Below are 19,775 nucleotides of genomic sequence, written 5' to 3' on the forward strand. Positions count from 1 at the left end.
AATGAATAAAAAAATGTGCTCCGAAGGCGGGGGCAGTTTCGGTAAAGTATGTCGGCCTGAGACCAATATTAGCAATGATGTCAAATAGCGCATTCAACAATTCATAGAGTTTTTTTTCGGCAGGAAAGTGACTATTCTGTAAATAACCGTGTTCAATGAAGATAATGGACGCATTCGCGTTACATCGACTGATGCAATCTGAAAGGGGAGTATTCAAGGAACTGTGTCAACGCTAAACTAAATTAAGAATTTTAGGAGTTGACATGAAACAAGCGATACTGAGTAAAGAATTTGAAGCTGAAGCGATAGCCCGACTAAAATCAGGAGAATCGTTAACAGGAAAAGACGGAATATTAACGCCGTTAATAAAACAAATTATCGAAGCGTCGTTAGAAGGTGAATTAGAATCCCATTTATTATCAGAATCGAAAACGCCTGAGTTATCGAACCGACGCAATGGAAAAACAAGTAAAGTATTAAAAACGGAGACAGAAAGTTTTGAGCTGGAAACACCCCGAGACCGTCTAGGAACGTTTGAACCGCAAATGGTAAAAAAACGTCAAACGGTTTTAAACGAATCCTTGGATAACAAAATACTATCGCTGTATGCACTTGGGATGAGCTATGAGGCGATCCAAGACCATCTGGCGGATATGTATGGTCTTGAGGTTTCAGCGGCTAAAATAAGCCTGATAAGCGATAAGTTAATGCCGGTTATAACGGAATGGCGAAATAGACCGCTAGAATCTGTGTACCCGATCGTATTTCTCGATGCCATGCATTTTAAGGTACGTATTGAAGGTAAAGTCAGTAGCCGTGCTTTTTATTCGGTTTTAGGGGTTAACAACCAGGGTCGTAAAGAAATTTTAGGGCTGTATCTTTCTGAAAATGAAGGTTCTCGTTTCTGGTTAAGTGTCTTAAATGATTTACGTGCTCGGGGAGTTGAGGATATTCTCATTGCCAGCATCGATGGATTAAAAGGTTTTCCCGAAGCCATTGCTGAGGTTTTCCCCCAGACAGAAATTCAGCTTTGTGTGATTCATCAAATCCGTCATTCATTAAAGTATGTGACCAGCAAAGATCAAAAATCCTTTATGGCTGATTTAAAATTGGTTTATCGTGCGAGTTCCAAGGACTTAGCCGAGCATCACCTATTAGAACTCGATGAAAAATGGGGTAAAAAATATCCTGCTGTGATTAAGTCTTGGCAAACTCAATGGGATAAGCTTTCCCAGTATTTTAAGTATCCTGAAGAATTAAGGCGTATTATCTACACAACCAACATTATTGAAGGGTTTCACCGGCAAGTACGCAAATATACAAAAAATAAAGGGGCTTTTACCAGTGAAAATGCCTTACTTAAATTAATTTACTGTGCCTGTCAAAAAATACTAGAAAAGTGGTGCCAGCCCCTGCATAATTGGGCTTTAATTGCTTCTCAACTGCAGATATTTTTTGATGGCAGGCTAAATTTACAGTTACGATAAATTATTAATGACACAGTTTGGTGAACACTCTCTCTGAAAGATCAGTCCATCTATTTTCAAGTTTAACATGGTGTAATGACCAACGTGCGATGATAACGTCAAACTTTACAAGATCCATGCGAAGTTGATCGGGGGTTATATACTGGATATCATTGCCTTTTTTAGCGTGCGGATCCATGCCATAAATAGTTACTGTATTACAATCTTATGTAAAATGAGAAAATTTGCTAATTCTTTTTCATAGATGCCGTCATCTAGTCCAAAGCCTAGCACATTAACATGAGATTTACGTGTTATTTTCAATAGCTCGTTTTTTACGGCATTATCAGATAGTTGATTATGGGCTTTAAACGATTGTAATGTTTTTGGGATCTAGTTTAATGTTATGGCTAAAGCAATAGCGAATAAAATTATTGCAAATAAAATTTAAGGTTTTATCTGAAGAAAAATAATGTCGTAAATACGGGTGAATTTTTATTTCTTGAAGTAGCGACTGAGCCAAAAGATAAATTTTCCGTATAGATAGTTCCCAATTTTAGAGTGATTCATTTGCCAAAGGGCTGCTTTTACTTTGTTGATATGAGTTAAAAAGCTGAAGATATCAAGATGTTCGGGATCCAAATATTGTCTGATGACTTTAAATTCGTTAAGCATTTGATTGGTATATACTTTTAATAAATGGTTCTAAATAGGGTGCGCAATGTATCATAAATATTTTACCTGTTATACTCGGTATTTTTTTTGAATACTCATAATACTATGCAATAAGCTAATCACGCTTCCTTAAAAATAAAAACTAAATTGATAAGTTAAATAAAAATGTACGTAAATCGTTCTTCATCTCAGAAATTTTTTAACAAACCATCTCTTGCTTATCTTCCTATACTCTAAAAGTTAATCGATCACGCGCTGATGAAAAAACAATTTTCATTGAGCGATATAGCTATTGTTTACATTCATCATCCGTTGAAAACATCGATAAATTTAATCGATAGCATGATCCGATTGGGCGCGATACCAAAAAATATATTCATCTTAGGGAAAAAATACTCAGAATGTGAAACGGTTGTGGATCAAATAACCCGATATGGAGTTTAGTATCAGCAATGCTCAGAACAGGTAGGATTAGGTCAATATACGTATAGTTTTACGCGTGATATTAACTTGTTGTGGAAAAAAGTAAGTGATAATCTAAAAAAAGATATCAAGAAACTACTCATACTCGATCATGGTGGATAGGCCGCCAGTTTTTGTGTAAGTACGCTTTTTTAAGCGAGTCGGCCATTCGACAGCATGCTTCGGGTAACCTTACTCATTCCTTTGTGTCACATCCAGTCTGAACTATTCCATCTAGACCAACCGGTAATATTTTTTATTTTCTCAGGAGATAAACCTTTATTGACTAGACAGAGGGAAATCAAAGTCAATTTTTGAAACGGATTCTGGCGTTCTACCTTCCGCTAGAAGCATTTTTGCCATGGCCGCCTTACGGTGCTCGCCTTGTTTAAGGCCACTTTTTATGGCCTTTTTGTTCTAGTGGCTGCGCAAGGGCCATAATACCCATAATAGTGAGAAGAAAAAAATGGCTACTCTTCTAGAATCAGTAAATCCTGATCGGATAGACCCGTTATTTCTTTGATAAGTGAAGGATTAATTCGTTTAGCTAACATTTTTTTAGCAATAACAAAATCTTCTTCTCTTCGGCCCTGTTCTAGGCCCTGTTCTAGGCCTTTTTGTAGCCATGCTTGATGATTTTTCTCGACCTCTTCGCGGACGGCACTTAGTACATAACCCATACCTTTTTCACCTTTTAACTGTTCTATCTCGTTATTATACTGAATTTTTAGGTCAGGTGGCAAAACAAGGCCCCAATCAATTACCTTGAATAGATTAAGTATATAATCTTTTTTATATCCTTTTTTTAATAAAAGTCGAGTGATTTTAGACTTCATCTCATAGCGACCTTTAGGATTTCTTTTATTTTCTATAGCGGCTAATTGTACCAAAACGACGATCCCAAATGGGTTTCTTCTAACTCTTTTTTACGAGCTTGATAATCAAGTAGTTTGTTAGTTTGAAAATGAAAACTAAGTATAGGAAGGTCTAGAACTTGTTTTTGGTAACTTTTAGGATGCCAATTACTATTTCCGTCTGTGAGGATTGCAAGCGTTAAAATAGAATGACCGCGTTTTTCAAAAAGTCGGTAATAATACTGGAACAAACGTAAAGAGAATTCGTCCTCTTTTTTCCCCTGAATTTCGACATGTATTAAGATGACTTCTTCATGTCCTTGTAATGTTTTAACCTTAAATAATTTATCAACAAAGCGCTTACCAACTGTAGCATCAGTTGTGATAGTCTGAAGTTCTTTATCAAGTGATTCATATTCAGCTACCCAATCAATTTTCTGTGCGATTTCTGGATAGAAAAACTCCATGAACTCTTTAAAATAAGCATCTAAAATATCTTTCCACGCGGAGTCGTGGTTTGCTCGCTGCTTTTTTTCTGACATTGTTATTCTTCCTTATTTGTCATTAAACTGATATATCTATATTATCATTAAATGTCTAAAATGGTAATATGCAATCTGAATTTTTTAATGACAAATATACAGGTGTGCAATCGAAGACAGGGTTCGACACAGTACTACTTCGTATAATAGGGGATCATAGAATCAAGTTAAGAATTTATTAAGCAGATATTTCTAAATTAGGAAAATAGCAGTGAGTAAAGAAACAAAGAAATTGTTAATTATTTCTGGTAAGGCGAATCGTAAAAACTTTACAAATCCAACTAACATTCCATTTAGAAAAGATGTATATCAAGATATGGAAAAATACTGTTCTGAAAGTCAAATAGGAATAGTTAATAGCTTGTTAAGAAAGGGTTTGGATTCTTTAATTGCTGATAAAAAATTAATTATAGAAGAACTTACTTAATACCATATGGTGCGATATAGGTTTAGAAAACCTAATTAACTCAAAAAAACGTCCCCCAAAGTCTGATCACCTTGAGGACAAACACAACCAACTAAATCTGCTCATAAAATCTGCTCATAATTGAGTGGATCTTATGATCCATTAGAGCTATTATATACTTAATAAACATTATAGGTGAATTATGTTAACACTTGGAGCCAGAGAAGCAAAAAATGAGTTTGGTCGTATGCTTGATGCAGCCCAACGTGAAAACGTGCTTATTGAAAAAAAAGGGCGTCCAGTAGCCGTTGTATTGTCCATAGAAGAGTATCAATTATTAGAAAATGCTCACGATAAGCTGTGGGAAATGTTAGCAAAAACCTCAGAAATAGAGGGATTAATAAGTGACAAAGAGAGTGAAGATTTTTTAAAGTCATTACGTAATGCTAAAGATTAAACTCTCTAAAAACGCTTTAAAGTTTTTAAAACAAGTTTCAATTAAACATGGAAGACAGTTAGCGATGACCCTCGAGTCCTTAAGAGAAAATCCATTTCCACAGGATTCAAAAAAGTTAAAAGGCACTTCTGATTATCATCGAGTTGATATAGGGGAATATAGGGTCATCTATAGAGTCGATTCAGAAGAGAAAATAGTAATCATTGCTTTTATTGGAAAGCGCAATGATAACGAGGTGTATAAAAAATTTAAACGAAAAAGAGCCTGTAAACCATTTTGTGTGAGCCTGTAAATAAAATTGTGTAAGTGCTTCATTAACTAAGCTATCGCTTTCGAGCGATGCTGATAAATAAGGAATAAGCAATGGAACAACAATTTGATATTGACCCCAAATTAATAAATGAATTGGCGAAGTCTATTAAGAGTGAAAAAGATTTAGCCGCGCTAAGCAAGCACTTGCTAAAACTCACCGTAGAACGTGCGATGGATGCTGAATTAGATGAGCATCTTGGTTATCAAAAGCATGCTGTTGAAGGAAAGAATACAGGAAATAGTCGTAATGGCTATTCTTCTAAGAGCCTAAAGGGTAATTTCGGTGAAGTTGAAATTAGTACGCCACGTGACCGAAATAGTACATTCGACCCTCAAATTATTCGCAAAGGGCAAACACGCATTACTGAATTTGACGAACAAATTTTGGCTCTTTATGCCAGAGGTATGACCACCCGCGATATTGCGGCTACGTTTTAAAGAAATGTATGGCGCAGAAGTATCGCACAGTTTAATTTCCAAGGTCACTGAAGCGGTTATTGACGAGGTTAACGCTTGGCAGAATCGTCCATTAGAAACGGTGTATCCGATACTTTACTTAGATTGCATCGTTATTAAGTGTCATCAAGATAAACGTGTTATCAATAAATCGATTTATTTGGCATTAGCGATTAATTGCCGTGGCCAGAAGGAATTACTAGGCTTGTGGATAGCCGAAACGGAAGGCTCTAAATTTTGGCTATCGGTATTAACCGAGTTAAATAATCGTGGTGTGAAGGATGTTTTTATTGCGTGTGTTGACGGATTAACCGGCTTTCCAGATGCCATTAATGCAGTATTTCCCAACACTAAAATTCAATTATGTATTGTGCACCTTATTCGTAATTCGTTACGCTATGTGACATGAAAGCTGTTGCCGCTGATCTTAAAGTTATTTATCGTGCTATATCCATTGAACAAGCAGAAGAAGCCCTTCTCACTTTTAGTGAAAAATGGGATAAAAAATATCCAGGGATCAGTTGTTCCTGGTATAAGAACTGGAGCAATATTATAACCCTATTCGATTATCCTGATGAAATACATAAAATTATCTATACGACAAATGCCATTGAATCACTCAATCGTGTGATTAGAAAATCAATTAATCATCGTAAGATATTTCCTAGTGACCGATCCGCATTAAAAGTAGTCTATTTAGCGATACAGAAGGCATCACAAAAGTGGACTATGTCTTTACATGATTGGAGAGCCGCTATTGACATCGATTCGCTATCGAATTCGAGGACAGATTCTCCTAAAACAGCGTACTTACACAAAACGGTTTACAGGCTCTCACCGAAGGAAATGGGGTTACTGTTGGCTTCCTGTTAATTGTTTATATTTTTCTTCGATACATTGTATTTCTAATTTTGCAACATGTTCTTTATATGCGTCTTCAAGATAGTCGAATAAATTTATTCTATCACCAATTTTAGTGACACAATCAACAGGTGTTATGATTTCCTGTTTCGTTCTTGATTCAAGTTGTTTTGATTTTCCGAAAAAAGACATGATGCTTGCAAAATATTTATTATTTTTTGACATTTTTAACCTTAAAGTAAATAACGAATAGAAAAAGTTTAATCGTTAATTATTAAGCTAATATTAATGTGAAAATATTAATATGAAAAAGAAAGTAGGATAACGATAGGTAATAGTACATTACCTGGGTAACCCTCCCGTAAAATACCCCAACCATTAAATAGAGTTTTTTGGTAAATTAGTGACCAGGAGAGTTAACAAATGAAGAAGAAAAAGTTTAGTGAATCACAAATTATCACCGTGCTGAAAGAGTATGGAACGGGAGTTCCAGCGGTTGAATTAGCCCGTAAATATGGAATTGGAGAAAGCACAATTTATACGTGGCAAACAAAATACGGGATATGGAGCTATCGGAATTGAAGCGCCTACGTCAGCTAGAAGATGAAAATACCCGTTTAAAAAAAATGTATGCGACCTTGAGTATGGATCATGAGTTACTTAAGGAGGTGCTTGAAAAAAAGTACCACGTGGATCTTAGCGGCGTGAAATCGTAGATGAGTTGATAGTTAACTATAGCGTGAGCATCAGTCAAGCGTGTCGCGTTATCACGATGGATCGTAAAACTTATCGTTATAAACCTAAGAAAAAATCAGGTGACCAAATGATTGAGTCGTTATTAAAAAATTATTCTGCTGAATACCTACGGATTTGGGAAATTATTTAATTTAATTCGGCTTAAAAATTATCCCTTTAATCATAAACGAGTTTATCGAATTTACTGTGAATTAAAGCTTAATTTAAAGATAAAACCAAAAAAGCGTTTAGCCCCTCGAACCGCTATTAAATTACAGCAACCTGAGGGTATCAATCAATGCTGGTCGTTAGACGACATGAGCGACGCTTTAGTCAATGGGCGACGCATTCGTACAGCAAATATCATTGATGATTATCATCGCGGTGGATTAGGAATATTAGTGGCTTATGGTTTACCTTCCAAGCGGATTACCCGATGGTTGGATCAACTCGCCATGAAATAGGGCTACCCTCAGCGTATTCGAGTGGATAACGGCCCAGAAAATATTTCACGTCACTTCCAGCAATGGGCGAAAATACAGGGGATTGAAATTCAATATATCCAACCTGGAAAACCCGCACAGAATGCATTTATCGAAAGATTTAACCGAACTTATCGTGAAGCTGTTTTAGATAGGTATTTATTTCGAAATATACAAGAAATACAGAACATAACTGATAACTGGCTTAAACATTACAACGAGGAAAGACCCCATGAAGCTTTAAATAATCAAACACCCCTATACTATTTTCAATCCCTAAACAAAAACTACTCTATTTAAAAACTGGGGGAAGTTTGGGAGGTTTACACCTGGATTATTATCTTTTTGTAAATAATAAAAAATTTAATTTTTCAGTGCCGAAGATTCGTTCATTGTACAGGGTGATAATACATTGACAACCTTTGCTGCTACTTAACTTATAAGACAAATAATTTGTGTAAGTTTTCTTAATAGTTTAACTGGATAAGTTTATTATCTAATTAATAGTGACGCTTTGTAGTTAATAGTTTTTTAATATATAATTAAGCGATTACATCGAAATAATTTAACAGTCAATCCTCTATTAACTTTATGAAAAAAAATATCGCGATTAATAAAAAAATTTTATTAAATGATGCTCGCGGTTTATTTGAGCTTTTTTCTGAGGAGAAAAACAATTTTAATGATGTTAATTTATCAACCTTAATTAATCGACTGAGTAAAATTATCCCGCCAAAATATTTTTTTTCTTGTAGAAAAAATATTTCAGAAATAGTTTATTTAATTCCGTGTTATGATTTTGAACCTAACAATATTTCTAACCTATTAAACGTTTTTTCTAAATGGCCTATTTCAATACAAGAAGCCCCTTATTCAGAAACGATTAAATATTTATTGCAAAAAATTTCGTATCACGCGCAGAATTTTAATGCGCAGGATATTTCAGTGACACTCAACGCGTTGAGTAAATGGCCTCAACTCATAAAGGAAGCCTATTATTCGGAAGCTATCGATATGCTCATTCAGCGTATTCCTCAAAAAGCGCCCGATTTTAATGCATGGGAAATTTCAAACACGCTGAACGCGCTGAGTAAATGGTCGTTGTGTATTGAAAAACCGGCTTACACAAAAGCGATTGATATGCTCGTTCAATGCATTCCTCAAAAAGCGCGCGATTTTAATGCACAGCAGATTTCAAACACACTCAACGCATTGAGTAAATGGTCTGCGTGTATTGAAAAACCGGCTTGCACAAAAGCGATTGATATGCTCGTTCAATGCATTCCCCAAAAAGCGCAAGAGTTTAATACACAGGAAATTTCAATCACACTCAATGCGCTGAGTAAATGGTTTGCGTGTATTGAAAAACCGGCTTGCACAAAAGCGATTGATATGCTCATTCAATGCATTCCCCAAAAAGCGCAAGAGTTTAATACACAGGAAATTTCAAACACACTGAACGCGCTGAGTAAATGGTGGTTGTGTATTGAAAAACCGGCTTGCACAAAAGCGATTGATATGCTCATTCAATGCATTCCCCAAAAAGCGCAAGAGTTTAATACACAGGAAATTTCAAACACACTGAACGCGTTGAGTAAATGGCCTGAATGTATTCACAATGCCGCTTACACAAAAGCGATTGATATGCTCGTTCAATGCATTCCTCAAAAAGCGCGCGATTTTAATGCACAGCAGATTTCAAACACACTGAACGCATTGAGTAAATGGTCTGTATGTATTGAAAAGCTTTCTTACGCAAAAGTGATTGATGTGCTCGTTCAATGTATTCCTCAAAAAGTGCATGAGTTTAATGCACAGAGTATTTCAGTGACATTCAATGCATTGAGTAAATGGTCTGCGTGTATTGAAAAACCGGCTTGCACAAAAGCGATTGATATGCTCGTTCAATGCATTCCTCAAAAAGCGCAAGAGTTTAATACACAGGAAATTTCAATCACACTCAATGCGCTGAGTAAATGGTCTGCGTGTATTGAAAAACCGGCTTGCACAAAAGCGATTGATATGCTCATTCAATGCATTCCTCAAAAAGTGCATGAGTTTAATGCACAGAGTATTTCAGTGACACTCAATACGCTGAGTAAATGGCCTGCGTGTATTGAAAAATCGGCTTATGTAAAAGTGATTGATGTGCTCGTTCAATGTATTCCTCAAAAAGTGCATGAGTTTAATGCACAGAGTATTTCAGTGACATTCAATGCATTGAGTAAATGGTCTGCGTGTATTGAAAAACCGGCTTGCACAAAAGCGATTGATATGCTCGTTCAATGCATTCCTCAAAAAGCGCGCGATTTTAATGCACAGCAGATTTCAAACACACTCAACGCATTGAGTAAATGGTCTGCGTGTATTGAAAAACCGGCTTGCACAAAAGCGATTGATATGCTCATTCAATGCATTCCTCAAAAAGTGCATGAGTTTAATGCACAGAGTATTTCAGTGACACTCAATACGCTGAGTAAATGGCCTGCGTGTATTGAAAAATCGGCTTATGTAAAAGTGATTGATGTGCTCGTTCAATGTATTCCTCAAAAAGCGCATGAGTTTAATGCACACGATATTTCAGTGACACTTAATGCATTGAGTAAATGGTCTGGATGGTGTCTTCGAGAATGTCCCACTTTAAAATCAGTCGATGTGTTGATTAATTGTATTTCTGAAAAAATGGATACCTTTACTATACAGCAGATTTCTGTTTTAACATTAGCGTGGTGTTTTTTTAAATTTCTGAATGATTCAAATTTTCAATGGATTAATAATGAAGAAATGATTAAAAAATTGATAAAAAATAATGAAACATCCATTATAGAAGAATTAAATATCATATCAGCGAATCAGTTTTATCAAATTTATTTATATCAACCGGATCTCATTCCGTATAGTCTTAGCGAAACAATTAAGAATCGCCAATTTAAATCAGAAGAAATTACAACTTCTCGATTACAAAACGAGGTATTTCAATATCTTTTGGCTTGTTTCCCAGAATTTAAATTTGTAGAAGAGCATTTTTTAGAATTTACCTATGTCGATATCGCGTGTCCAGAAAAAAAAATCCTCATGCAAGTCAATGGTCCGAGTCATTATGTAGGAAAAAAATTGAATGTATCCAGTCAATTTAATAATCATCTATTCGAAAAACTAGGTTGGTCTGTCGTTATTATTCCGTATTTCGATTGGCAAGCGCTTATAAAAGAGAGTGCTCGAAAAAAATATCTTAAAAGAAAGTTAGGTCCTTTAATAAAGCAATTATCTGAAAAAAACGCAATCAACGCAGTTAGTCTCTATAAAAATAATGAAAGATCGGATATAAATATGCCCTCAATTGATGATGAACGGGAGGGTGTAAAACTATTGAAAAGAAATAGACCGAAAAAACACTTTACAAATCGAACAAAATAGCGTAAATGTTCGACGGGGATCACAAGGCCTTGTGCCTAGCAATAAAGAAATTATATTGTCCACTAAGCGACTGCAACAAAGCCAAGTAATCAATCAAATGAAGTAATAGAATAACGATTGATAATGATCAAAAATGACTGGATGAGTTATTTAAATCATGTTGTCTAAGGTTTTTTATGCTTTTTAATTATGAAAAATTAATTGATGAATTATCCTATTTTCTATTGGAAAAACATCCGCGTGTTACGCTGAGTTCTGATATTTTTGAACATGCCTTTCTTCGTTTTTTAGGTTACCATGCGGTACCGGAAAAATGTCTATTTACAGATAACCCTCAATGCCCGAATTTATTTGTTTATTTGAGAACCCCCTATCAGGTATCGATGAGCCATTTTATGGATGATTTACGCGCCTGTATGACGGGGGCGTTTTCAGCGATTGGCATCGAAAATATTGATCCCCATTCAAATCAGGAAAGGTTTTGCATTCGTTTAAATGTTCCTTATACATTGATCGAAGACTCTCTATTAGAAATATTCCAAACGATTAATAGGATATTAGCTGATCCTCTAAAAATAGATTTTTATTCTTATTGGGATGTCCAGGTCAAAAAATTTAACGGGGATTTAACCATGCGTTGCATTGAGAGTTTAACCTGCGGAAAGTTATTACGCTATCCCCATGTCACTATCGACGATGTATGGTGTGCTATCATTCAAAAAAATAGTGGAAAAAAGAGCAACATAACGTTTTTAGAAAAAAAAGTATTCGTTGATGTCAATCGTTTTCCTAAAATCATTTTGATTTATAAGGAAAATGAAAAAATAAATGAACTTTCTATGACACGTACTCAAATTGTCAGAACGTTAGTCGATGCAGAGACGTTGGACCCCATTTTCATGATGAATACTAGTTTACAAGAGTTCATTATTCCAGTTGGAATCAATCAATTTATGAAAGAAAAATATCATCGTTTTTTTTCTGTCAATAAAGAAGGACAGTATGAAATCGATCTCGGATATCACACGAAAGAAAAAAAGATTTTAGAAAAATATGGTATAAAAGAATTATCATCCTATCAGCTTCCTATAACTGCTGAGCGAAGTCGGTATTATTGTTATGACAATAACAATTATCAAAGGGCTTTACTTGCATTGAAAGAAATAAAAGGAGAGGAGTGTGTTGATGAAAGATGGCATCAGTTAACTTATTATATCAATCATCACCGATGGGAAAAACTAAATAAAGAAATTAAATTCTTACTGAATCTAAAAAAAGAAACCGGGGTAGAAATAGATTATACCCATTTATTGATACGGTTGTATCAACATGCCAGAGATAGTTTATATGGAGAGCAGCAGGAAAATACATTTAAAGTTGTAGAGGAAGTAAGTCAGTCTTTAACCTGTGAAATGCCATTACAAAATGAACGACAAAAAGAAATATATACTATTTTATTTGAATTAACGTTAATGCGGTTAAGTCAACTAGAAAATAGTGATGCGCGTGAAGGTATCGTCTTGAAAGAAAAATTATTTATTTTTTCGCAAAAAGCAGGCTTAAAAGAAAGTAATCTTTATCTCGCCGAAATGGCTGGTTTAGCGTTTGGGAGTACTTTTTCTGCCAATGTGTGTGATAATCCACTCGCTGTACTGATAGAGCTGGCTAAAAGAAATAAAGCGACTCATGAAGAAAATATTCGTCTTAACGCGGAGATTGCTCGGTTAAGTGCCATGAATTCGTTACAAGAAAATACAACGCCATTACAGAGGGGAACAACAGCTTATTTTACGCGGTGAAAATAAAAACATCATTCGTAAATCACTTTAATTTTTAATAGACCAACCTACAGCATGAGTATTTGTTTGGCAGCCTCGATTCCCGATAAGTAAGCACCATGTACTGTTCCGGGATCAGTCACTGACGTTGCTTCGCCCGAAAAAAATAGTTTATTGTCTATAGGTCTCGCTAAAACTGCAAAAATAGTGGGATCGACTCCAAAAGGTAAATACGTAAAAGAACCACGTTGATAACTATTTTTAATCCAACGCGTAATAAAATAAGAAATAGGTCTTATATTTTTATGGTGATACAGTTTATTTAAAAGCATGATAAGGTGGCTAATAATTTCTTCATTAGGCCAGGTTTCTACTGTTCGTGCTAAGTCTCCAGCACCAAATGCACATAAAATGGGTAATCCAGTAAATTTATAATAATTCATTATTTCAAATGATTTATTGATATTTTCATCGTCAGGCATATAGGCAATCCATTCTTTATCCTTATCCCAAAACACGTGATTAAAAATTAAATAAATTTTGTTGAAGGCATTAAAACCCAGTTTAAAAATGGAATATTTTTTCCAATCAGGTAATTGAGGAATAAATTCAATTTGATTAGATTTAAGAACACCCAGTGATACCGAAATAATAACTTGTTTACTCAGAAATTCTCCGTGATTGGTCACAATAGAAATTTCTTTTTTAGAATAAACAATTTTTTTCACTTTTCGAGAGAGTAAAATTTTTTGTTTTTTTAAAAAAGGAGTTAATACTTGAGCGTAACCGAAAGGAAATAGAACATTTTCACCCGCTATTACCGAGTGATTGTAAGGTTGTTCAACATTAACCGATATTCTGTTTAACTCGTCTCCAAATTCGTAAGCATAGAGAGAACGGAGTGTAAACTTTAAATCGACGTATTCTTTTTTTGAAAGTGAATGATGGTTACAGAAAAAATTTAATGCATCTTCCAGACTTTTATTTTTATCGTGAATGATCGTCATTTTATCAAGAAAGTTTTCAAAACGTTTATTCAGCCGAAGGAGTTCCGCGATTTGAGAGGCATTGATTATTTTTCCTTGTGAATTAAATAATGTTTGAGAATTAAATTTATTCGTTAAACATTGAGACGAATAAACAGTCGGGCTTGTTTTTATATTGAAGTCGTTTGCAATTTTTGCAATAGGATTATTTTGAATGCCATGGATCCATGAAGCGCCTAAATCAAGCGCATACTCAAAATACGGTAAAGATAAAATTCTACCGCCTATTCGGTTCGTCGCTTCTAAAAGAAGCACGCGTTTTCCATGCGTGATGAGATAATCAGCGGCCGCTAAGCCAGAGATACCACCGCCAACAATAATAACATCATAAATAGAACGGTGATTAATCCTTATATTGCGTGACATGAAACAATGGTTATTTCCCTATATCTTTTTCGAACATAAAAATAAAAAAATCAAACCAAGTCTAACAAAAATATTCCAGCTTGTAAAATTTAAAAAATTTAGTATAATTGAATGCGATTCAAATAATGGATTATTGAATTGTTATGCCGCTTGATCACGAGCCGCTTGATTATGAGCGCGATAGATATTTAGAAAGTTTTACTCAGGTATTTGTTTTTTTTCTTGAAGATTCTTTAACAACGTATGCCCGTAATTTAATTGAGCAAATACCAAAATCGGGAAAATGGGCTGATTTAGCGAGCTGTGTTATTAGAATAATTACGACAGGGACCTTGCTGGGTGCTACCGGCGCTACAGTAGGTGCTCCAGTAGGAGCGGTTGTTGGCGCGCCTACAATTTCCTCATTGCTCTTACCTTTAGCATCGTTATCTGCAGTTGACCTGGGTGTTCATTATAATAGAAGAAAACTATTTCGAATGATAAATCTTTTAATGATTTACCAAAGAAATAAAGACAATAAATTAAAAATAAGAAAAAATCTCGTTGTTGCAAGCGTTGAAGTTTTTAAGAGTTTTGAAATTAAATTTAGAGAAGCTACGTTTCAAAAAAATCATGAATTAGCGTTGATAAAGTTAGCACGTGATGCGGTTGAGAGAATGTTTAATTTTTTTAGTGAAAACCCATCACTATTAGAAGAAGAAGATTTTTTAAGCGTTTCAAATATTCTTAAAGCAATTATTTTAGGAAAATCGAAACGATATCGCAATATATTTTCCATACCTCAGCGGCATTTAGGCCATATATTAGATAATAACATCAGTACAAAACGTTTTTATGAAGATACGCCGATATTAAAATGGGTTTCTGAGAATGAAATGTATTGCTATAAAAGAAATAATGCGCACGACCTTACAGATTTTAGACTTATTTTTAAATGGGAGGAAGATACCGATGAATCTATCCCCTGGGGCATGGATAAAATAACGTTGCTTGACAACAGAAAATACACTAAATCTGCATCTGTTTCAGAAAGTACATTAAACACCTTAACACTTTTTCATTTAAAAGAAGAAGAACTGGATGAAAAAAAGGAAAAAATATTTTTTGAATTAAATAGCATATCGATAAATAAAACTGATGATAGAATTTATCAAGAGATGAATGAATTAAAAAAAGAGCTAATGGATATTAAAAAAAATATTAGCGATTTAAATTTATTTATGCAAGTTATGACGGGACAGTTAACTCAAAGTAAACCGATGAAAACGCATGAGGTTTCACAAGAAGTGAGTGACGAAGATAGGCTATCGGCTATTTATAATCGATTAAAAAAAGATCTGGAAGCTGCAGATATTTTTGAAATTTATATCCCATTGCGTGCCTATTTTGAGTTTGATTTTCCGCATCAAACTCAGTTTTCTTTGGTTGAAAAAGTTATTTCTTTTATTCAAACCAACAAACAAAAAAGTTTATTGATTTTGGGTGAATCCGGCGTTGGTAAAACAAGTTTTTTGATCTATTTGTCCCAGTTTATAGTAAAGAATTTTTTTTTTTCAATACAAAGCGCCGTAATTCCTTTTTATATGCGTGTTTCTCGACTTAGAAATAAAAATTTTAAAACAGTCAATAGTAAACAATTATTAAAAGATTATTATAAATTTAATGATGAAGAAATTGAGTATGTATTAAAAAGAAAACAAACATTTTGTTTTTTAATAGATGATGTCGAATTAAATTTAGAACTTGACGTATTGTTCGCCACGCTATTTAAAAATTTTTCCTCGAGTCATTTTATTTTTACAGCGCGTTCGCTTAACGTGCTGAGCTTAATTAATGACGAAGAACCGCTTGTTATAAATATAGCTCTTTTCAATGAGGAATCAAAATTAAATTACATTAGCGAATATAAAAAAATAAATTTATTTTCTTCATTCATTGAGGAGAATGAAAAAATTTATCAACGCATTAAAGCAATTTCTAATCTGGAGAAATTAACAGATAAACCTTTTTTATTAAAGATTGCGATGGAGATTCTTAACCCACTTGAAAAATTTTATTTTCAAAGCGGTATTGTAACCGGGCCTGAATATATATACGACGATTTGTTTCATATCTATACCCATGTAATGTATACGAAAATGGCTGAAAATTTTAAATTCAGAAAAGGGATAACCCATATCAACCAACAAAGACTTTACGATTGTTTTTTAAATTATGTGACTAATTTAGCCGTTTTAATGAAAGAAATTGATATGTTTGAAATCGATGAAAATTTATTTAATAATCTATTTTTCCCAGAGCAAATTATCAAGAAAAAGAGCTGTTTAAAAATATCATTCGAACAAGCATTATTATTAAAAAAATTTTTTTCTAAAAATTACAACCCCATACTTTTTGAAAACGATGACGAATTTAAGCAATATAAATACGGTTATCAAGGGTGTATCGTTGTACGTGCCTATGGAATGCCAGGTAATATTAGTTACGCCTTTATTCATCAGGAATTTTTCAATTATTTTTCTAATTTTAACCCAAGTCGAAGAAATGAAATTAAAGTATTCTTAGAATCGGTTCAAGAAAAAATAACTGATTACACGGAAAGTGTTGAAGATCGATCAAGCCATTCTTCTTCATCCCTTCTTTCTGAGCAAGAGTTTTATTTACCGGCGAGAAGCTCTTCTTTGACCAACATAAGAAGAGAAACATCTCATGTTCAACGGGGGTTGTCTAAAGGAAGATTGGGCTTTTATTCTATGAGTCGTAGAGATAAGGGTACATCGAGTTATCTATCCAGTGGACATAGTGCTACAACTGAAGATATCGATTCTAAGGATGTTATAACTGAAATTTCACACAATTTTCTTTAACTTTATTTTTATTCGTGGAATTAGGTTTTTTATTTTTAAGTTTATTCTCTGTGAATTTTAATTTCATTCCTGTATAAACACGGTTCAATGTGAAACGATGGCTGTTTCAGGAAAACTCTTAAAACAAACTTTGAAATGACGAGGAATAAGGTAAGGAATGATCATGCCAATAGAGAACAATGCGCCGATTAACGTAGCGAATAATTGCGAAAATAAATCGACATCATTACATCATGCGTGTAAAAAAGGGGACATCCTATTCGTGAAATTTCTGATAAAAAAGGGAGTTAACCTTAATGCACAGGATCGTTATGGAGTTACCCCTTTGAGTATTGCCTGTATAAATGGCTCTACGGCAATAGTTAATCTACTGATAGAAAATAATGCGGATCTTAATATGGTTGACCATTTTAAAATATCACCCTTGCTGCTCGCAGTCGCCCATCGCAGAACAACGATAATCGAGTTGCTAAAAAAAAGAGGAGCTCAATTATTTTCTCCGGGCGATAATGAAGGAATATGGGCTTATTTAGTAGAAAAAAGTGATAGAAACGAATTTGCCAAACGAATTATTGATGAAGTATTCGTACAAAACCGAGGGGAAATAAAACCAGCGAGTATACAACAACACGAAGCATTATCCGCCTATTGGGATGACTGTAAAAATAGACTTCAGGAAATGGAATCGTTAAAAAAAATGGTTTTTGGTCGAGTGAGTTTGTTTAGTTTCTGCACTTTAAAGAATATCCATCAATTAGCGACAATGTCGCGTAATGAAGCGATACAAAAAATGATGAATCAAGTCGATTTTATTAATCACTATCCATACTACGGCATTGAAATTAAGAAAAAGTTTGAAGAGGCGAGGGCACGAAATGAAATGATCGATCACATTATAATGGGTCTTGAAAGAAAACGTTTAACGAAAACAGGACCGCTTACAGGTCTTGAAGAATTAGATCGGGAAATTCTAGCGTATTTGAATCAGGATGATTTAGCGTCTTTTAGGGAAGCCGTCCATTATTCACGCTAGATTGACCGGCTGACCCAAACAACACAAGCGAAAAAAAGGGGGTGTGAATATAGCTTATTTGTTTTTTTTATATAATAATAGTATATTAATTTTATTATTGAATAAATGTTCAATTTAGTTTATGCTAACTGGACAGTAGGTTAATTAAAAATAATAAGTTGAGAAATGCGCTATGTATCTTTATGTGCTCTGTTTACCTGCAGTTCTTTTCCTTATTCAGACCCTTTTGTGGCCAAAAAAGCTTATAAATCCAAACGATTTCCTTGACTGGAATAATGGTTTTTTAGTCGTAGCCCCTAGGTTTCCATTAACTTGCCCCACCTATTTTTATGAGTAATGTTGAATCTCAGCGACGTCTTTGTGAAAAGTTATATCATGATTTCGGCGAGCCTATTATTGGCTGTTTAAAGGATAAAAAAATTCATGAAATTATGCTTAATCCGGATGGTAAACTTTGGGTTGATAGCCGCGAGAAGGGCTTGCTCCCTATCACACATTTATCTGAAAATCAAGTTTATTCAATCATCCATGCGGTTGCCGGTTTACATAATGCAGTGATTAATCAACATCATCCTCATCTTGAAGCCAAATTACCTTTTTTTAACGGTATGCAAGGGCAGCGTTTTATTGCGCAGATCCCTCCTATTGTCTTAGGTCCTTGTTTTACGATTCGTAAACGATCAGACGTTGTTTTTACGTTAGATGATTATTTAAATACCGGTCGCGCGAATAAAAAACACAATGCGATATTACGCGATTTAATACAAAAAAGAAAAAATATTCTTATTGCAGGAGGACCCGGTTCTGGAAAAACAACGTTAATCAATGCGTTAACTGCAGAAGCAGTACGACAAGAGGGTAAACAGCGTTTGCTTATTTTAGAAGATTTACCCGAGCTACAATGCGCGTCTTCAAATAAAGTTGCACTGTTAACGAGCTCAACCGTAACGATGACCGCATTAGTGCGTATGGCTATGCGTATGCGACCGGATCGCATTTTAATCGGAGAAGTTCGTGGTGCAGAAGCATTAGATATGTTGAAAGCATGGAATACCGGTTGTCCTGGTGGTTTCTGCACCGTGCATGCGAATTCAGCACAAGAAGCGATTCAACGGATCTTAGATTTGGCGATGGAAAATAAGCTGACAACGCCTCCCTTACAATTAGTGGCCCAGACCATTGATGCCGTTATATTTATTCACCGAAAGGGACATCAAAAAGGTTTTATTCACGAAATAGTAACGTTAGAGTCCTTTCAAAATGAACAATTTATATTTAAAAAATTGGCTTAAAATATTCATTAGTGGGTGCTTGGCTTGGATTCCTCTCGCTCATGCAGATGATGTTAACCTTCCTTTTACGTCAACCTTAAATCGTTTAAAAGATGCCATTACAGGGCCTTTTCTTATGTCGGTTTCGGTCATCATGATTGTGGTAACGTGTTTAATGCTAGCTTTTGGGGAATGGGGGGATGGATTTAAAAAATTAATTAATATTGTTTTATGGTTATCTATCGCGTTTTCTGCAACGAGTTTTGTAACTACTTTATTTGGCGCTTGA

The 19,775-nt window shown here is 34.6% G+C and carries 19 protein-coding genes and 1 pseudogene; 16 read left to right on the forward strand and 4 right to left on the reverse strand.

Annotated elements, in window-relative coordinates:
• Positions 1-263 precede the first annotated feature (263 nt).
• Positions 264-1,487 (forward strand): IS256 family transposase, encoded by a 1,224-nt coding sequence (locus tag RICGR_RS01410; RefSeq protein WP_006034850.1) that lies wholly within the window; start codon positions 264-266, stop codon positions 1,485-1,487.
• Between the two features lie 1,586 nt (positions 1,488-3,073).
• On the opposite strand, the gene RICGR_RS07840 is transcribed toward RICGR_RS01410, so the two are convergent.
• A complete protein-coding gene (locus tag RICGR_RS07840) occupies positions 3,074-3,493 on the reverse strand; it encodes an RpnC/YadD family protein (protein WP_050763965.1) in 420 nt (139 codons plus the stop codon).
• Entirely contained in the window at positions 3,481-3,999 is a 519-nt protein-coding gene (locus tag RICGR_RS07385) for an Rpn family recombination-promoting nuclease/putative transposase (RefSeq protein ID WP_050763967.1), read from the reverse strand. The genes RICGR_RS07840 and RICGR_RS07385 overlap by 13 nt, the downstream gene beginning before the upstream one ends.
• A 211-nt stretch (positions 4,000-4,210) precedes the next feature.
• Between RICGR_RS07385 and RICGR_RS01425 the strand changes: the two genes are divergently transcribed.
• The 4 genes and pseudogenes from RICGR_RS01425 to RICGR_RS01440 all read left to right on the forward strand — a co-directional run bounded on the left by RICGR_RS01425 (position 4,211) and on the right by RICGR_RS01440 (position 6,430).
• Positions 4,211-4,426, forward strand: a complete 216-nt coding sequence (locus RICGR_RS01425; RefSeq protein WP_006035201.1) for a hypothetical protein — start codon at positions 4,211-4,213, stop codon at positions 4,424-4,426.
• Positions 4,427-4,607: 181 nt separating this feature from the next.
• Positions 4,608-4,862 carry a type II toxin-antitoxin system Phd/YefM family antitoxin gene (locus tag RICGR_RS01430; RefSeq protein ID WP_006034881.1) on the forward strand — a complete coding sequence of 85 codons (255 nt, stop codon included), beginning with the start codon at positions 4,608-4,610 and terminating at the stop codon, positions 4,860-4,862.
• Positions 4,849-5,154 carry a type II toxin-antitoxin system RelE family toxin gene (locus tag RICGR_RS01435; protein WP_006035741.1) on the forward strand — a complete coding sequence of 102 codons (306 nt, stop codon included), beginning with the start codon at positions 4,849-4,851 and terminating at the stop codon, positions 5,152-5,154. The genes RICGR_RS01430 and RICGR_RS01435 overlap by 14 nt, the downstream gene beginning before the upstream one ends.
• A 71-nt stretch (positions 5,155-5,225) precedes the next feature.
• A pseudogene (locus RICGR_RS01440) lies at positions 5,226-6,430 on the forward strand (IS256 family transposase).
• Between the two features lie 52 nt (positions 6,431-6,482).
• On the opposite strand, the gene RICGR_RS01445 reads toward RICGR_RS01440, so the two are convergent.
• A complete protein-coding gene (locus RICGR_RS01445) occupies positions 6,483-6,683 on the reverse strand; it encodes a hypothetical protein (protein ID WP_240992180.1) in 201 nt (66 codons plus the stop codon).
• 231 nt (positions 6,684-6,914) lie between these two features.
• Between RICGR_RS01445 and RICGR_RS07625 the strand changes: the two genes are divergently transcribed.
• The 7 genes from RICGR_RS07625 (at position 6,915) to RICGR_RS01465 (ending at position 12,924) form a co-directional block, all read left to right on the forward strand.
• On the forward strand, positions 6,915-7,073 hold the full coding sequence (locus RICGR_RS07625) for a transposase (RefSeq protein ID WP_081441657.1): 159 nt from the start codon (positions 6,915-6,917) through the stop codon (positions 7,071-7,073).
• Entirely contained in the window at positions 7,034-7,207 is a 174-nt protein-coding gene (locus RICGR_RS07845; RefSeq protein WP_240992181.1) for a hypothetical protein, read from the forward strand. Before RICGR_RS07625 ends, RICGR_RS07845 begins: the two co-directional genes overlap by 40 nt.
• Before the next feature lie 23 nt (positions 7,208-7,230).
• Positions 7,231-7,377 (forward strand): hypothetical protein, encoded by a 147-nt coding sequence (locus RICGR_RS07850; RefSeq protein WP_240992182.1) that lies wholly within the window; start codon positions 7,231-7,233, stop codon positions 7,375-7,377.
• Positions 7,378-7,543: 166 nt separating this feature from the next.
• On the forward strand, positions 7,544-7,690 hold the full coding sequence (locus RICGR_RS07855; RefSeq protein WP_240992172.1) for a hypothetical protein: 147 nt from the start codon (positions 7,544-7,546) through the stop codon (positions 7,688-7,690).
• A gap of 21 nt (positions 7,691-7,711) precedes the next feature.
• Entirely contained in the window at positions 7,712-8,008 is a 297-nt protein-coding gene (locus RICGR_RS01455) for an integrase core domain-containing protein (RefSeq protein ID WP_240992173.1), read from the forward strand.
• Positions 8,009-8,299: 291 nt separating this feature from the next.
• A complete protein-coding gene (locus RICGR_RS01460; protein WP_006035283.1) occupies positions 8,300-11,125 on the forward strand; it encodes an RAP domain-containing protein in 2,826 nt (941 codons plus the stop codon).
• 176 nt (positions 11,126-11,301) lie between these two features.
• The gene (locus RICGR_RS01465) at positions 11,302-12,924 is read left to right on the forward strand and encodes a hypothetical protein (protein WP_006035273.1); all 1,623 of its coding nucleotides are present in this window, start codon (positions 11,302-11,304) and stop codon (positions 12,922-12,924) included.
• Between the two features lie 47 nt (positions 12,925-12,971).
• On the opposite strand, the gene RICGR_RS01470 is transcribed toward RICGR_RS01465, so the two are convergent.
• Positions 12,972-14,315 (reverse strand): FAD-dependent oxidoreductase, encoded by a 1,344-nt coding sequence (locus RICGR_RS01470; protein ID WP_006035871.1) that lies wholly within the window; start codon positions 14,313-14,315, stop codon positions 12,972-12,974.
• A 143-nt stretch (positions 14,316-14,458) separates the two neighbouring features.
• Here RICGR_RS01470 and RICGR_RS01475 point away from each other — a divergent pair, with 143 nt between their 5' ends.
• The 4 genes from RICGR_RS01475 to RICGR_RS01490 all read left to right on the forward strand — a co-directional run bounded on the left by RICGR_RS01475 (position 14,459) and on the right by RICGR_RS01490 (position 19,775).
• A complete protein-coding gene (locus RICGR_RS01475) occupies positions 14,459-17,182 on the forward strand; it encodes an NACHT domain-containing protein (RefSeq protein ID WP_040615088.1) in 2,724 nt (907 codons plus the stop codon).
• Between the two features lie 163 nt (positions 17,183-17,345).
• Positions 17,346-18,215 carry an ankyrin repeat domain-containing protein gene (locus RICGR_RS01480; RefSeq protein WP_006035840.1) on the forward strand — a complete coding sequence of 290 codons (870 nt, stop codon included), beginning with the start codon at positions 17,346-17,348 and terminating at the stop codon, positions 18,213-18,215.
• A 329-nt stretch (positions 18,216-18,544) separates the two neighbouring features.
• Positions 18,545-19,507, forward strand: coding sequence for a P-type conjugative transfer ATPase TrbB (gene trbB / locus RICGR_RS01485; protein WP_006035891.1), 963 nt, complete (start codon positions 18,545-18,547; stop codon positions 19,505-19,507).
• Positions 19,476-19,775 carry a TrbC/VirB2 family type IV secretion system protein gene (locus tag RICGR_RS01490; RefSeq protein ID WP_040615089.1) on the forward strand — a complete coding sequence of 100 codons (300 nt, stop codon included), beginning with the start codon at positions 19,476-19,478 and terminating at the stop codon, positions 19,773-19,775. The genes trbB and RICGR_RS01490 overlap by 32 nt, the downstream gene beginning before the upstream one ends.

This window comes from Rickettsiella grylli, assembly GCF_000168295.1.
Classification (GTDB): Bacteria; Pseudomonadota; Gammaproteobacteria; order Diplorickettsiales; family Diplorickettsiaceae; genus Aquirickettsiella; species Aquirickettsiella grylli.